Origin of the sequence: Shewanella psychrophila (assembly GCF_002005305.1) — a bacterium.
In the GTDB taxonomy this organism is placed as follows: Bacteria; Pseudomonadota; Gammaproteobacteria; order Enterobacterales; family Shewanellaceae; genus Shewanella; species Shewanella psychrophila.
Window position 1 is genome coordinate 4,262,963 of sequence record NZ_CP014782.1, and the last position, 15,896, is coordinate 4,278,858.

The window sequence follows — 15,896 nt, forward strand, 5'->3', positions numbered from 1 at the left end:
CCCTATGATTGAAATTTAAAAAAGAATAAAACCTGACGAATCTACTTTGTTTTTATTTAATACATTGGCAATCAATTTAGTTATGAAGTCTGCATCTGAAAGTCTATATTTTAACAGCGTTCCAATGGTTAAGCTAGAGTTGGACAGTATATCGGGGATTTTATCGGATATACGATAAGAATGATTATTTAAGCAGTAGTTAAAGCTCTTCTCAGAGACAGTTAGACCATCATGAATAATCTCATTAAAAATTTTATAAAGGTTACAACTATTAGAGAAAAATTTAGGTGCATTAATTTCAGAACCGACTATGTAACCAGTATTCTCATGTAAGAAATGAAATTGGTAATATTTTGATATTTTAGAATAAGAATAATCTAAACAAACAGTAGGAAGTCCAATTGAAGCACTATCTAACGCACTAGTACCCATGCCAAAAGCTAAGTGCTTGTCCTTAAATAGATTTGTTAATTCATTAAAGGAGACGTTGTCAATGCAAGAATAAATTAGATTCTGACATTTACGAAGGTACGAATCAACAATTTTTTTATCCCTTCCTCTGCCGACTATAGTTAAATGTATCTTGTGTTCTTTGTAAGCTTCAAGCTGTGAAATTGTATAAAGTAGTATTTGTAATTTAAACCCCTCAATTCTCCCAACCCATATACATTTAATAACTTCACTTTTTGAAACCTTATAATTTTTAATTTTATTTGGATAAGAAACATTGTTGATAATGGGAAGTAACAAGTTGTTTTCTATATTTATATCTAGTAATCTTTCTGTATTTTTTAAATTTTCCATATCCATAAAATAAATAGCTTTATTCTCTATGAATAACTTGGTTTGAGTTTTTAGCTTCTTTTTCCTGTAATGATTTAAAAGGTTAATAACTTTTAAGACCATTCCTACCAAACCTGTTTTCTTCCCCCCTATATTAGGATTGAGATTATCAGGATGAAGGTTCCACAAGAACACCCTTGTTTTTATATCAAATTTATCAATAAATGGAATTCGCCACAAAGCGCAAGATTGAACAACCAAGATTGTATCTGGGGGAAGCATTTCTGGACTGTCATATGGTATGAATTTGCAATTTTCAGGTATCTTACTATGCATATAGCCGCCATTTAAATCCATAATAAAAATATTATGTGTTTGAGATAAATATGAAGCCAATCTTAAGAACAGAATCGAAACACCGCTTATTGTTGGATAAGGACTATAAAATGCGATGTTCATATATTAAACAGATTAACAGCATTAACAACAGCAGTGATATCAGACTCAACCATAGTCGGCCCTAATGGTAAACTTAAAACTTCTTGATGTATTTTTTCCGTCTTAGGTAAGCTTAAACTATTCAATCCTTTATATGCTTGTTGCTTATGGGGGGGAACTGGGTAATGAATTAGAGTTTGAATTCCTTGTTTCTGCAGATAGCTCTGTAGCGATTCTCTATTCGCACACATTACAACAAAAAGATGCCAAACGTGAGTATCTTCATTTTTTGACGCAGGTAACTTGACTAAAGGGTTCGTTATTTCATTTAGATAACGTTCTGAAATATGTCTACGCTGTCTAATTTCTGCGTCAAGATAAGGTAGTTTCACATTTAGCATAGCGGCTTGAATTTCATCTAAGCGACTATTAACTCCTCGATAAATATTTTCATATTTTTTCTCTGAACCATAATTCCCAAGTGATCTGATAGCTTTTGCAAGCTCTGCACTATTAGTAGTTACTGCTCCAGCATCACCTAAAGCCCCCAAATTCTTACCTGGATAAAAGCTAAATGCACCAGCATCACCCCAATTACCTGCATTTTTGCCATTTATTTTTGCACCATGTGCTTGAGCACAATCTTCCAATACTAACAAATTATGTTTATGCGCGATTTCCATTATTTCTGGCATTGGCGACATTTGGCCATATAAATGCACAGGCAATAATACTTTGGTTTTTGCTGTTATCGCTTTTTCAACTAGATGTGGAGATAAGTTAAACGTATATTCATCTGGTTCTACCAATACTGGTTTTAAGTTATTCACCGTAATAGCCAAAATAGAAGCTATATAAGTGTTTGCTTGAACAATGACTTCATCACCATCTTCTAGTTTACCAAGTTCTTTCCAAGCTCTTAATGTAAGTGTTAATGCATCCAAACCATTTGCTACACCAATACAACACTTCGTTCCACAATAACTTGCAAATTGACTCTCGAATGACTCTAATTCCTTCCCCATCAAATACCAGCCTGAGTCGATCACTCTAGAACACGCCTGTTTCAACTCCTCTGCATATTGTGCATTTATTTCTTTTAAGTTCAAAAATGAAATCATTGTTATTTCTCAATATATTTTAGAATCTTTGCAGGGTTCCCAACAACTACGGCATAATCAGGCACGTCCTTTGTAACAACAGCGCCCGCACCCACCATACAATTCTGACCAAGGACTATCCCAGGCAAAATCGTTGAGTTTGCTCCAAGTGAAGCACCATTTTTTATAACCGTTTTTAAAAACATTTCGGGATATTGTTTTGAGCGAGGTGTTTTATCGTTTGTAAATGCAACGCAAGGACCTATAAAAACATTATCCTCAATAGTAATTCCATCCCAAATATACACACCAGATTTAACCGTGACATTGTCACCAATAGTTACATCATTTTCAATCAATGTATGGGCGCAAATATTACATCCTTTACCTATAACAGCTTTTGGAAGAATAACACTATACTGCCAAATACTAGTACCTTCTCCAATATTAGTTGAAAGTACGTCACTTAGCTTATGAATTTTCATTTTAAAGTTAACCCTAAGAAATTGCCATAATCACGAATATAATCTGCTTCATCATAATAATCACTTGCTATAACCAATAAAACACAATCATCACTAAAGTCGTGCATTTCATGCCATTGCATTTTATCTATGAGCATTCCATTAGTTGGGCTATCCAATACACATTCTTGCCTTTCACTACCGTCATCCAGAATAAATTTGCAGTAACCACTGATGCATACAGCAACTTGTCTCAATTCTTTATGGGCATGAAAACCTCTCGCAACACCAGTCTGAGTCCCCGAAATGAAATATACGCGTTTAATCTCGAACGGGATTTCTTTGTTTCCTTCAAGTGCAACTAGACCACCACGTTCATCACCTAATGATTTGAAATTGATAATATTAATTAAACTCATTTACTACCCTTAATTAGCTCTACTAAATAGCGACCATAACTATTTTTCATCATCGGTTCCGCTAATTCTTTGATTTGTTGTACGGTTAACCAATTATTATTAAATGCAATTTCTTCTAAACAAGCTATTTTGTAACCTTGGCGTCTCTCAATTGTTTCAACAAACATGGCTGAGTCTAATAAGGTTTCATGAGTCCCCGTATCTAACCAGGCAAACCCTCGACCAAGGAGCTCTACTTCTAACAAACCTTTCTCTAAATAGGCTTGGTTAATACTAGATATTTCTAATTCACCTCTGTCGGATGGCTGTATATTTTTCGCAATATCAACCACACTGTTATCGTAGAAATACAAACCAGTAACCGCAAAATTAGATTTTGGATTTGTCGGCTTCTCTTCAATTGAAAGTGCTTTCATATTTTCATCAAAATCCACAACACCAAAGCGTTCAGGATCTTGTACTTGATAACCAAAAACAGTTGCTCCAACATTTTTTTCAGCGGCTTTTTTTAACATTGGAGAAAAGCCTTGCCCCCAGAAAAGGTTATCACCTAAGACTAAACAGACTGGATCATCACCAATAAACTCTTCACCAATAATAAAAGCCTGCGCCAAACCATCAGGACTTTCTTGGATTTCATATGTTAAATTAATACCAAAATCACTACCGTCGCCTAATAACCTTATAAAACTTGCATTATCCTCTGGGGTAGTGATAACTAGAATATCATTTATACCCGCAAGCATCAAAACAGATAAAGGGTAGTAAATCATTGGTTTGTCATAAACTGGTAAGAGCTGTTTTGAAACACCTTTAGTAATAGGGTAAAGCCTTGTCCCAGATCCTCCTGCTAACACAATACCTTTGTAACAGGTTGAAGTATCGGTGGTAATTTGAGTTAAAGAAGTGTTTTCACATTCATTAGTTATATCTTTTTTTTTCATCACTTTGCAATATATTTCCTATCTTATAAAACTGCATTGACATTTTATCAAAAAATCATGTAAAACACAGATCCAAAATAATTTAATTAATCGACACATTAATTTTCAATGTGTCATCGGAAAAATCGTGTAACTCACTAAAATCTGATTTATCTTTCCTATTTATTTCAAGTATCTCACTAAATTAGCAAGCAACGATTATTCGCTCTTGTTTATAAGAAGTATCTTGCACATATGTTAGTCATCAATATTTTGTAATTCAATTTGTTTACAACTTTGTTTTATTATGCAGGTAAAAGGCACTCTAACTCAATACAGTTATACACTAATTAGTGTTCTGAAACTCGATTGATATATTCATAAATAACGTCTGCAATAATTGGTTTTTGTTCTGGTTGATTAGAAACATATTTTTTTATATACTCATCATAGAATATATCTTTTATTTCGAATTCTAAATTTAATTTATCAATATGGTCATTTGAGTTAAATTCATTGCATGACAATTCGCTTATAAAGCCATCACAGGAACCAAGATCATAGCCATTGTCAGTCAAAATTTTATCTTTTATTATTAATAATGGCTTTCGGAAAAAAGCAACAGTATGAATAGTAGTGCTATTATGAGTTATACAAAGCTTAGCATTTGGAATATATTGACTTGTATCTTTGCTAATTACTTCCCAACCTTCCCAAATTTCAATATATCTGCTGTCATTAATGATTCTAGGGTGCAGAGAAACAATCACTTTAAATCCATATTTACTCTCTATAGAGCGAACAATTGATTTCATTCGAGTGTAATATTCAACAGCAAAACGACTGATATCATACCCGTTTTTCAAAGTGTCAGTATGAAATGGGATTGCTTGATCAATCCATAATATGTAATTGTTGTTTACGATCGGTTTATTTTTTACGTAAAGTAATGAATAGATATCAAATGGTTGAGCTTCAAGAATCTCTGTTCTCTGATTTATACCAGGGTGGTTATTAGAAGATAAATATCCAGCTCTTTGAACAAAGTAATATGGATAGTGTTTATAAATATATTTTCCATATAGTTTTGAAGCTATTTTTCTTATAATCTGAGGTCGTTTAAGTTTTTTTATTATAAAATCAAGTTTCCCATGTGTGTTATTGAATTTACGAGGGATCGCTCCTAAGGTCTGTAAACCTATATACTTACTTTTACTAAATAACATAGAATGCAAAGTAGGTGTCAACACTGCCCCACAAAGTACAACATCTTTCGCGCTAATCTCTTCAAGTTTATTTTTGTAGTCTTTAATTGTATGGCATATTGATATATTATTGCTGTACTTATGTTTAATGACATCGTTTTTCTCATTCCACATGATATCACCAACATCAATAGCTTCAACATCAATTCCTTTTTGTGCTAATTCAAATAGCCCATATCTGATATAGTCATTCTCAGTAATTCTACATACACTAAAAAACCAAAATTTCATTTTACTTCCTTCTCCAATTAAAATTCCACAAGGAAAATGGAACATTTTTCACGACTAGGCATACCTAAGAAAAAAGGCTAAAAATTATAAAGCTTCTTTTTCACATTAGTTAATAATGCCATTATTTGCGGCTTATTGACTCCAAAGACTGCAGGGAATATAAATATGTTTAATATGACAAGAGCGGAATAAAGCACACCAGTCACTATAAAATTAATTCCTACGTGATTGTCTATGTTAATAGCGGTCGACGAAATGTAAGCACAAACAGAAAAAAACAAGATAGTATAAATTTGATGAGATAAGAAATTAATAAATTTTAATTTTAATTTTTTAACATTGAAATATAGCTGTAGGTTAACACTCAAAAATTGCGTAATGACCATCTTATAAGCAAAACCAACAGCCGCTAATTCCAATTTATATATAAATAGATAACTAAAGATCAAGCCAACAAAAGAAGAGACTAATCCGATATTTCTATACTTTATTGTATCTCCTGTAGCAAAAAACAGTGCTGCATTAATTTGTCCATAAGTTTGATGTAAAGGATAAAATGCAATTATTACAAGCACAAAACAAACATCTTTAAATCGTTCATCAGTAAATATAGCTAACAAACTTTCAGCTTCAAAGGCAATAAATACACTAAAATAGGCTGCTACAGCATAGAGTAAAGGGACATAACGTTCAAACAGCCTACTAATTTCTTGTAAATCATTCTCAGCAAATGATTTTGAAAACTCACGAGTTATGACAGGAGTCATTGCACTTGTAAATAAAAAACACATTGCAGCTATAGAGTATGCCAAACCATAATAACCAGTTTGAACTGAACCACTTGTTTTTTGCAACAACCAAATATCAAAAATTCCAATACTTATAGCAATGATATTAAACAAAAATATGGGTGAACAGAATAGATAGAATTCAGAAATTATTTTTTTATAATCTGTTGTACTAGAAAAAGTAGATCTTATGATTATCTTTCTTTTGCCAAACAAAATTGTCAACACACAAATGAATGAAAATAAAGATAAAAAATGAAAGTAATAATAAATAGATAAGTCGAAAGACAAAAAATCAATAATATATAACAGGACTCCAAGCATTAAGAGCTTGTGCATGATTTTAATAATTTCTACAGATACGGTTAAAGCATATGCATCTGATATTTTTATATAAACTTGTGTCAACCAAGTGAGAAAGCAAAACCAAAGCCCCAAGTAAATATAGTCATCAGGTATACCAGTTAATAAAGACTGCGAATACCCTAGCTTTTCAATGAGAAATACAGATATGAAAAGAATGAATAATAATATCAATGAAAAAATGGAATAAGCTTTTATTAATTCCCTTCTATCATTATCTGCAGAGAGTTTTGTAAAAAAAGCCGTCGATGTACTTGCATCTAAAAAAGAAACAACTTGATTAAAAAATTGTTGTAAGAAGGTAAAATGTCCATACGTTACAGGACCTAATGCTTTTGGTACAATTGCAATTAGAAAAGCATTAATGATACCTGTAATGATATTTGCTAATAACTTTATTGCATACCGTTTTTTTAAGCTATCTGTTTTCATGCTAACAGCTTAATTAACTTTGCAGGATTACCTGCAACTAATGCTCTATCTGCTACATTTTTAGTCACTAAGCTGCCGGCACCAACAACTGCGTTTTTTCCTATAGTTACACCGGGCAACACTATCACATTAGCACCTAACCAACAGCCCTCCTTTAGAATCACTGTCTTCGGTTCACTATGACCTTGCTTGATTAGATTTACGCCTGGCATGTCGAAACGATGATTACCGGTATAAATGTGCACACCGGAGCCTAGCATAACATCATCATTGATCACTACAGAGCCTTCATCCCCAGGTCTTGGGTCGGCAAATATCATAGTATGAGGGCGAATGATCACATTACTGCCGATATGAATTTTTGAACAAGTTATAGCATATGCACCAGGTCTAAATTGAGAACTGCTTGAAAAGGACTTAAATTTCTTAAAACATAGCTGCTGCATTGTTGTTGAAAAATACAAGCGCCAATGTGTAAATAGACAATCAGGGCCTAACCTGTCACTTTTGACGTCAAACTTATACTTCTTATACAATTCTCTAATCATAATTATTCAATTAAACCGGCCGATGAATTACCTAAACGCTCTCTCTTATAGGTCCCTTCTTGTGCTCTTTTACACCACTCAAGATTATTTAGGTACCAAGTAACTGTTTTTTTCAAGCCAGTTTCAAAAGTTTCTGTCGGTTTCCAATTTAATTCTCTTTGGATTTTGGAAGCATCAATGGCATAACGTACATCATGCCCTGGTCTATCAGAGACATAGACAATAAGGTCTTGATAGGCTTCAATACCCTCGGGTTTTTTAGGCAATAACACATTAAGTATTGAACAAATAGTTTTGACAACGTCAATATTAGTCTTTTCATTGTGACCACCAATATTATATGTGTCTCCAACCTTGCCTTCAGTCAATACTTTATATAGTGCTCTGGCATGATCTTCAACGAATAACCAATCTCGTATCTGCAACCCATTACCATACACAGGGAGTGATTTACCATCCAAAGCATTAAGAATGACTAAAGGAATGAGTTTCTCAGGAAAATGGTAGGGACCATAATTATTAGAGCAGTTAGTCACTACAATTGGAAAACCATACGTACGATACCAAGCACGGACAAGGTGATCACTGGAGGCCTTTGAAGCTGAGTATGGACTTGAAGGTTCGTAAGGAGTCGTCTCAGTAAACAGCAGATCAGTACCTTCAAGATCGCCGAACACTTCATCAGTTGAAATATGATGAAAACGAAAGTTTTCTTTTTCATCATTAGTTAGCTTATTCCAGTAAGCACGTGCGACTTCAAGAAGAATATAAGTGCCAACTATATTCGTTTCGATGAATGCTGCTGGCCCATCAATAGAACGATCCACGTGCGACTCAGCAGCTAAATGCATCACAGCATTAGGTTTGTGTTCTTCGAAAACCCTTTCCAGTTCATGCTTATCGCAGATATCTACTTGTTCAAATACATAACGCTCACTAGCGTCGATCTCCTGGAGAGACTCCAAATTACCTGCATAAGTAAGTTTATCCACATTTATCACTGAGTCACTTGTGTTATTTAGAATATTTCTAATAACAGCGGACCCTATAAAACCTGCACCACCAGTAACTAATATTTTCATTATAATCGCCTACAAGCTAAATCCATCATCAACAACAATATTTTGTCCGGTAACAAACTTCGAGTTTTCAGATAAAAGGAATAATATCGAACCAATTAACTCATCGACTTTTAGCATTCCTTCACCATGAGTATTTTCTCTATAGGCACTAAGGAAGGCTTCTGGTTGATGGTCGAAAATTCCTCCGGGACTGACACTATTGACGCGGAATTTACTGTCGTTTACATATGCAGCTGCATATTTATTAAGATGAAGTAAAGCTGATTTAATTGCCGCGTATTCTACAGGCATAGTCATTGGAGTATTTTTGTAGATCTCAAATTTTGGTGCAACAACACCATAAATAGAAGATATGTTTACTAGCGAAAAAGGCGCTTGATGTTCTTTGAAATATGATGCACATTGCTGAGTAAATAAGAATGCACTACCTAGGTGCAAAGCTAAATTTTCATTGAAACTTTGTAGCGATACGTCAAAGAAGTGAGCACCGTATGTTTTGTTGCGCGGGTAGGTACTGTTTACAGCACCTGTAATCCCATTTTTCTCAGCAAAAAACATCTTTACTTCTGCTTCATTAGTAACATCCAATTCCACCAATGATAAATTCGCATCATTGAGTTCAACTTGCTGACACTCCAACTTCTCACACATCAAATCGACGTTGATATCAGCAGCAATGACTTGGGCACCTTGAGCTAAAGCATGTTTTACTATTTTCGCACCAAGAAGACCGCCAGCGCCAGCGATCAGTATCTTTTGTTCATTAAGTAAATTTTTCATTATTGTTCACCATTCAAAATTGCTTCGGCCAATCGAAAGTCATAAATATCATCAATATCTACTGCACGAGCCTTAGGCACTTCGATACTGGTCACTTTACCGGAAAAAAGTCCATAGTTGCCTAATACAAATTGCGGAGTAGAGGCATACACCACCGTTGTAATATCAAATATCTCAGGGGCATCTTGGCGACGAGTCACATCCGCCTCAGACTTATTGACTAGTTCTACCAGACCGTCTTGAGTTTTTTTTATCATATTGAAATATGGACTACGACTCGCAGGTGTAACAGAAATACAGATATCAGCATCGACTTTCATTCGCTGCTCAATCGCCGCTTCCACATCAATGACACCTCTTAGTGGACTTGTTGCTGGTAAACTAATAAAACCGTCAAATTCTCCGTAATGCTCTTCAACCCACTCAACAGAATGACGCCAAGAGAGCCACTCTGGGCTAGTATCGGTTGCGAGTTCCACTGGTCTTTCAATTAAAATTGCTCCGGATTCGACCGCAACTTTAGATATTCCAGAATCATCTGTTGAAACAAATACTTTATCGATTGATGGTGAGGCGAGAGCTGTGTCAATTGAATATTGCAATAACGGCTTACCCGCTAATGGTTTAATATTTTTCCCAGGTAGACCCTTTGAGCCTCCTCGAGCAAAAATGAATGCAAAATTTTTCATTTTATTTCTCTTTTTTACAGGCTTGCTGTTTAATCTTATGAATCAAATCAACTGTTGATGTCGCTTCTATGACCTCTGTGCAGCTATGTTGCTTACCCTCAATCATCCGAACAAAATCAGATATCATTGCTAAATACATCTGGTTCTTATCCCACTCTGGTTCACTATAAAGAACAGTTATTTCTGTTGCTGTAGTCAAGATAAGTTGATTCTTAATCAAGTCCCAGTCAATGCGCCCTTCGCTACCGACAAAACTACATTGCCTGTACGCTTTACGTTGTAAAAAGTCCAAGTGAATGCTCGCTACGGCATTTGAATCTGTCAAAACTAAGATATCAGCCATATCTTCAACTTCTAAGCCCAGCTCTTCGGATGTGCGTAAAATGGCATGCTGCAGGCTTAGAGGTCCTAGCAACCATTTAGCGTAATCCAATTCATGACTGAGCTCAAAAAGCGCTCCGCCACCTAAACTTTTATTGGCTGAAACACAATCTCGAAAATCTTTATTCGGTCGCCAATCTGGAAGGTATTGACCAATCTCAATGTGGGCATTATATAAAGCTCCAAGCTTACCTGTTTCTAACAGTACTTTCAGTTTCTGTCCAGATGGTAGATATCGAAGGCAATAACCTATCGCGACGGGAGTAGCATGTAACTTAATGGCTTGCTGAATCGCATTAGCATCTTCAATTGTTGTCGTAACCGGCTTTTCAATCAGTGTCGGAATTCCTGCTTCGATTAAAGGAATCGAATGCAGAGCATGAAAAGGTGCCGGAGAAGCCACAATGACTAATTCTACTTGTGCTTTTATTAACTCTTCAACATTACTCGCTATGACATCACAATCACTGATTTTATCATTTGGAATACGTCCACTAGCGGACATTGCGAACAATTCTGTATTTGGAAATAATATCTTCAAATTACGACGATGACGGATTGCAATATTGCCTAAACCAATGACCGCAACTCTATTCATAATTATTCGAGCCCCAAGGCATGAATGTCAGCTTGAGCACGATTAAAATCATCCATTCTGCCTATATCGAGCCAATATTCGTGAATAGGAAACATTAATATATTATCTCTTTCTACCATATGTTTTTCTAGCAAAGTCGGCATATCAATTCGCTGATTCTTAGGTACTGACAGAATCACTCGAGGTGACAGCACATAAATTCCCGCGTTGACAAAGAAACGTTGAATCGGTTTTTCAACCATACTAGTGATCTTGTTGCCCTCACCATTTACCACTCCATAAGGAATTTGGTAATCGTACTCCCTTACACACATTGTGGCATCAGCATCATTTTCCACATGAAATTCAAGTAATCGTTGAAAATCAACCTTGGTCAACACATCGCCGTTTATCATAATCAATGGTAAAGACTGAGGTAGATCCTCAGGAAGTAATCCTAACGCACCGCCAGTACCTAAAGGAGAGTACTCATGAACATAAGTGATGTTAACACCGAGCTGTGACCCATCTTTAAAGTGCTCCCTTATTTGTTCAGGCATATAGTGCGTTGATATATAAAAATTAGAAAATCCTGCTTTGATAAAACTACGGACCACTGTTTCCAAGATTGGTTTGTTACCAATTTTTAACATTGGCTTCGGGCAATTATCAGTAAGCGGTTTGAGTCTTGTTCCAAACCCACCAGCCATTATAAAAACAGGGTTTTTATATATTGGACTATCGGTTAACTCATCATGAAGTGAAGATAAGCCAACTACTTTACCTTTAGAAATAATAGGCACAGATAAGATATCTCGCTTATTCATCTCCTCGATCAACGTCTGCTTATCCGTACCAGATTCACAAGTAAAAGGGTTAATATTCATAACACCACTAACTGCAGCATCAAGTGATATACCTTTTAAAATCCCTCTACGGATGTCACCATCTGATACAATGCCTAAAAGCTCTCTGTACTTATTAATCACCAAAGCAATACGAATAGCATTGTCATCTATTACTTGAAGTGCATTCTGAATCGACGTTTCAGGTTGTATAGAAACTTTTTCCCAATTTTTATTCACAATACGCCCTTTTGTTAATTCGTGTACCTATTTTAAATTTAGGAGTATAGGGAGCGGATAGCTTTCCATCTAAAACATCACTGACACATGTAATCAAAATTGTAGAATCACCAACTTTAACAACGGAACCATTTAAATTCCGACCAACGACTTCTCCAGTTGTAGCTATATAACTTGGAGCTTCAGGAATTAATTCTACTCTTTCAATTGCGTACTCATGGCTTCCAATAAAGAAGCGACCACAAGGACCAGGCTTTGATATAGCACGTACAAAATTGAAAATGCGTTTAGCTTCCCAGTTAAAATCAACTAATTCATCACCGAATGTCCGTATACCAAAGTAAGTTCCTACGGGATGGATGTCTTCCTGCTTAACTCTTTCAACATCATCATGAGAGATTTTCAATACTGCAGAATGTAAAATATTTGCGCACTCTATTACCGCTCTATTTAAAAGTGATTGATAGTTGTCTTTTTTAGAAATAGAGTACATTCTCTGCTCTACAATATCTCCAGTATCAATTCCTTCATCGACATAATGAACAGTAATACCGAAAGAATGTTCACCGTTTATTAAAACCCAATTCAGTGGGTTACGTCCCCTATAAAATGGTAATGCGCCAGCATGGCAGTTAACAAACCCCTTAGGTGCATAATCAATGATTTCTTTTTTTAAAATCTGGTTAAAAGACATTGATACTAGTAAGTCTGGTTCAAAATTTTCCATTACAGACAAAAAATCTTCTGTATTTACATTTCTAGTCGGAAGATAAGGCACATCCAACTTTATGGCCCAATCTTTTAGAACTGGATCTTGGAGATCAAATCGTGGAACTATAAATACAATCTCTAAGCCAGCAGTTTTTGAAATCAACTCTAAAGCCTTATGAGACCATGGTCCATCAGCAAAATATCCAATTTTCATTATACTAACTCATCCATATTGTATTCTTTAATTGCAGCGGTATTTAACATCTCCCAATAGTCAAAAGGACTTTGTCCTGTTCCTGGTCTTTTTATAGTAAGATTTTCTAGTGAAAAAAACTCACCTTTCATGACCGTTTTAGATACAACTAGGCTTTTCCTAACCACATCTATATTTTTTACTTCCGAGACTGTAGGGCCTTTGATGCTACTACCTAATGCAACCTCGACTTGTCGAATAGCTGATACCATTGCAGTAAGTTCTATAGGGTTCAATGAGGCCTTATGATCAGGTCCATCCATCGACTTATCCAATGTAAAGTGCTTTTCAATTAAAACAGCCCCTCTAGCAACCGCGGCTATTGGGATAGTAATACCTTCGCTATGATCTGAATACCCCGCAGGTAATTGAAATGCTTGTGCTAAAGTATCCATTGCTTTTAAATTAATTTCATTAAAAGGAGCAGGATATTCAGTTGTACAATGCAAAATAGTAACCTTTTCGGTTAAGAGTTTTTGGCCTTCGCTCGAAGCATAAGCTTCCTGAAAAGCTTTTTTGCAAGGTTGAACGCTTACTTCATTTATTAATCCAAACGCGAGTACGCCTAATGCAAGTTCTACTTCTGAAAGTGTTGCCATACCCGTAGATACAATAAGGTCACAACCCGTTTGTGCATGCTCAAGTAATAAAGGAGCATTAGTTATTTCACCAGACGGTAATTTGAGCGTTTTTAAACCCAAATCATTCACTAGGAAGTGCAGGCTCTCTGAATCAAATGCCGTCGAAAGAAACTGAATACCTAATTCATCGCAATAGTTTATTAGCTCTTTATGCATAGCATATGGAAGTTCTAATCTTTTTAACATCTCTAATTGTGACTCTTTTCTCTTAGTATTCGTCACCTGATAATCGGCTTGTTCAGCATTAGAAGATGCAAGATTTTTTGCTTTAAACGTTTGAAATTTAACTATATCAGCACCAGCACTATGTGCAGCTTTGATTAGCTCAAATGCAAGCTTTTTGCTACCATTATGATTTACACCAGCCTCGGCGATAATTAATGTCATAAAAGTTCCTTTATTAATATGAATGCTTCAGATGCTTGAGAGTTACTTTGCGAACCGCGGACATATGCAAGCGACTCAACCGCTTTACGCGAACGAGGAAATGGGAATTCCTGAACTTCAGACTCAAATGTTTCAAGAATTTCTAATTTTTTATCTAAATAATTACTAATATCTACATATACATTTGGTTTAAAACCACCATCTTCTGGTTTTAAACCAAAATCTGTTTCTGATATGGTTTCATATGCCAACACTCTCTTGACAAAGGGGTATCGAAACGACTTTGTTGTTGACATTACAGCGTCAAACACAATTTCATGATCACTATGGGCATCATTACGATAAACCGTAAATACTTGTTCTGGTTTAACTCTATGCATTACATTGCTGATAGAAGAAATGATATCCCCAATAGGTCTAGTGTCTAAACGTGCTGCAGGGAAATTTAATTGATGAACACCTGAAAACGAATAAGCTTCGGTAACGATTTTAATTTCTTGGTTTCGTTTAGTTCTTTGCTCTTGTGTAAAGCCAGCTTCGTCCGTTAAACCGGTAATCAGTAACCAATGTACTTCATATCCATTATCTATCAATTTTAGTATGGTCCCACCACAACCCAAAGTCTCATCATCAGCATGAGGGGCTACGACTAATACTCTTTTCATAAATAATTTCCTTCCTCAATATCAACAATGTCAATACTTTCTAACCAAATCGCATCTTGACCTGAAGCTTTAACTAAAATGTTATTATTTCTCTTTTCTAACACTTTTCCTGACTCTATATTCTTTTCAAACCCACCATATATAGGAGTGCTACTAATGATCATGATGTATCTGCCATTAAAAACAAACTCAGCACCAGGATATGGAGGAGCTAAAGCGCGAATTAAATTATGAATGGCTTCAGCTGACATGCGAAAATCAATAAGACCATCTATTCGACTTCTTTTTCTCCAGTAGGTCGCTTGAGAATTATCTTGCTCTAGGAAGTTTGCAGTACTATTCGCCAGTTCAACTGTAAATTTTTCAATTTGTTTTTTTGATACTCTTAAAATTTTCTCATAGAGCTTTTTAGCATCATCCGTATCTTGAATTAATATATTTTCTTGACTCAGAATTGGCCCAGAGTCAGCACCAATATCCATTTTGAAAAACGTCGATGCAGTTTCTTCTAACCCTAAAGCAAGTGCCCAAATTATTGGATGGCGACCTCTATTTTTGGGAAGCTTAGCGGGGTGAAAACCAATAACGCCTAGCGGAGGAAGAGCCAGTAGCTCTTCACTAAGTAGATAGCTCCAACCTATGCAATAGATTACATCGACATTATAGCGTCGCAAGAATTCTATAGAGAGTCCTCTTTCTTTTGGGTTCTCAAAGTGAAAAGGAATTTTACTAGATTTGCAAATTTTAGATAGATCAGCAAAGTCTGTGTTAATTGTAGACTTCTCCCGAGTAACAACCGCACAGACTTCAACATCATTAATGTCTAAAAGAGTTTCAAGAGCCATAAGACTCGTTTGCACGCAACCAATAAAACCAATACGCATAATTTAA

The 15,896-nt window shown here is 35.4% G+C and carries 17 protein-coding genes; all 17 read right to left on the bottom strand.

Translation table 11 applies throughout. The features are described 5' to 3' along the window. Positions 1-15: 15 nt before the first annotated feature. The gene (locus tag sps_RS18345) at positions 16-1,242 is read right to left on the bottom strand and encodes a glycosyltransferase family 4 protein (protein WP_149027304.1); all 1,227 of its coding nucleotides are present in this window, start codon (positions 1,240-1,242) and stop codon (positions 16-18) included. Continuing rightward, a complete protein-coding gene (locus sps_RS18350) occupies positions 1,239-2,342 on the bottom strand; it encodes a DegT/DnrJ/EryC1/StrS family aminotransferase (RefSeq protein ID WP_077753822.1) in 1,104 nt (367 codons plus the stop codon). The genes sps_RS18345 and sps_RS18350 overlap by 4 nt, the downstream gene beginning before the upstream one ends. A gap of 2 nt (positions 2,343-2,344) precedes the next feature. Continuing rightward, the gene (locus tag sps_RS18355; protein WP_077753823.1) at positions 2,345-2,806 is read right to left on the bottom strand and encodes an acyltransferase; all 462 of its coding nucleotides are present in this window, start codon (positions 2,804-2,806) and stop codon (positions 2,345-2,347) included. Further along, on the bottom strand, positions 2,803-3,204 hold the full coding sequence (locus sps_RS18360) for a sugar 3,4-ketoisomerase (protein WP_077753824.1): 402 nt from the start codon (positions 3,202-3,204) through the stop codon (positions 2,803-2,805). The genes sps_RS18355 and sps_RS18360 overlap by 4 nt, the downstream gene beginning before the upstream one ends. Then, complete coding sequence (rfbA, locus tag sps_RS18365; protein ID WP_077753825.1) at positions 3,201-4,148, bottom strand: glucose-1-phosphate thymidylyltransferase RfbA; 948 nt, start codon at positions 4,146-4,148, stop codon at positions 3,201-3,203. The genes sps_RS18360 and rfbA overlap by 4 nt, the downstream gene beginning before the upstream one ends. 329 nt (positions 4,149-4,477) lie before the next feature. After that, positions 4,478-5,623, bottom strand: coding sequence for a hypothetical protein (locus sps_RS18370; RefSeq protein WP_077753826.1), 1,146 nt, complete (start codon positions 5,621-5,623; stop codon positions 4,478-4,480). Positions 5,624-5,700: 77 nt separating this feature from the next. Continuing rightward, positions 5,701-7,206: a lipopolysaccharide biosynthesis protein gene (locus sps_RS18375; protein ID WP_218919598.1), complete on the bottom strand. Its 1,506-nt coding sequence runs from the start codon at positions 7,204-7,206 to the stop codon at positions 5,701-5,703. Continuing rightward, the gene (locus tag sps_RS18380) at positions 7,203-7,754 is read right to left on the bottom strand and encodes an acyltransferase (protein ID WP_077753827.1); all 552 of its coding nucleotides are present in this window, start codon (positions 7,752-7,754) and stop codon (positions 7,203-7,205) included. The genes sps_RS18375 and sps_RS18380 overlap by 4 nt, the downstream gene beginning before the upstream one ends. A 2-nt stretch (positions 7,755-7,756) precedes the next feature. Further along, a complete protein-coding gene (rfbB, locus tag sps_RS18385) occupies positions 7,757-8,836 on the bottom strand; it encodes a dTDP-glucose 4,6-dehydratase (protein WP_149027305.1) in 1,080 nt (359 codons plus the stop codon). Between the two features lie 9 nt (positions 8,837-8,845). Beyond that, positions 8,846-9,616 carry an oxidoreductase gene (locus sps_RS18390; RefSeq protein ID WP_077753829.1) on the bottom strand — a complete coding sequence of 257 codons (771 nt, stop codon included), beginning with the start codon at positions 9,614-9,616 and terminating at the stop codon, positions 8,846-8,848. Beyond that, positions 9,616-10,305, bottom strand: a complete 690-nt coding sequence (locus sps_RS18395; RefSeq protein WP_077753830.1) for an acylneuraminate cytidylyltransferase family protein — start codon at positions 10,303-10,305, stop codon at positions 9,616-9,618. Before sps_RS18395 ends, sps_RS18390 begins: the two co-directional genes overlap by 1 nt. A gap of 1 nt (position 10,306) precedes the next feature. Further along, positions 10,307-11,284 carry a Gfo/Idh/MocA family protein gene (locus tag sps_RS18400; RefSeq protein ID WP_077753831.1) on the bottom strand — a complete coding sequence of 326 codons (978 nt, stop codon included), beginning with the start codon at positions 11,282-11,284 and terminating at the stop codon, positions 10,307-10,309. A gap of 2 nt (positions 11,285-11,286) precedes the next feature. Beyond that, the gene (locus sps_RS18405; protein WP_077753832.1) at positions 11,287-12,348 is read right to left on the bottom strand and encodes a nucleotidyltransferase family protein; all 1,062 of its coding nucleotides are present in this window, start codon (positions 12,346-12,348) and stop codon (positions 11,287-11,289) included. Further along, complete coding sequence (locus sps_RS18410) at positions 12,341-13,273, bottom strand: methionyl-tRNA formyltransferase (protein ID WP_077753833.1); 933 nt, start codon at positions 13,271-13,273, stop codon at positions 12,341-12,343. The genes sps_RS18405 and sps_RS18410 overlap by 8 nt, the downstream gene beginning before the upstream one ends. Beyond that, positions 13,273-14,340, bottom strand: coding sequence for an N-acetylneuraminate synthase (gene neuB / locus sps_RS18415; RefSeq protein ID WP_077753834.1), 1,068 nt, complete (start codon positions 14,338-14,340; stop codon positions 13,273-13,275). The genes sps_RS18410 and neuB overlap by 1 nt, the downstream gene beginning before the upstream one ends. Next, on the bottom strand, positions 14,337-15,005 hold the full coding sequence (locus sps_RS18420; protein ID WP_077753835.1) for a PIG-L deacetylase family protein: 669 nt from the start codon (positions 15,003-15,005) through the stop codon (positions 14,337-14,339). The genes neuB and sps_RS18420 overlap by 4 nt, the downstream gene beginning before the upstream one ends. After that, on the bottom strand, positions 15,002-15,889 hold the full coding sequence (locus sps_RS18425) for a formyltransferase family protein (protein ID WP_077753836.1): 888 nt from the start codon (positions 15,887-15,889) through the stop codon (positions 15,002-15,004). The genes sps_RS18420 and sps_RS18425 overlap by 4 nt, the downstream gene beginning before the upstream one ends. Between the last annotated feature and the right edge of the window lie 7 nt (positions 15,890-15,896).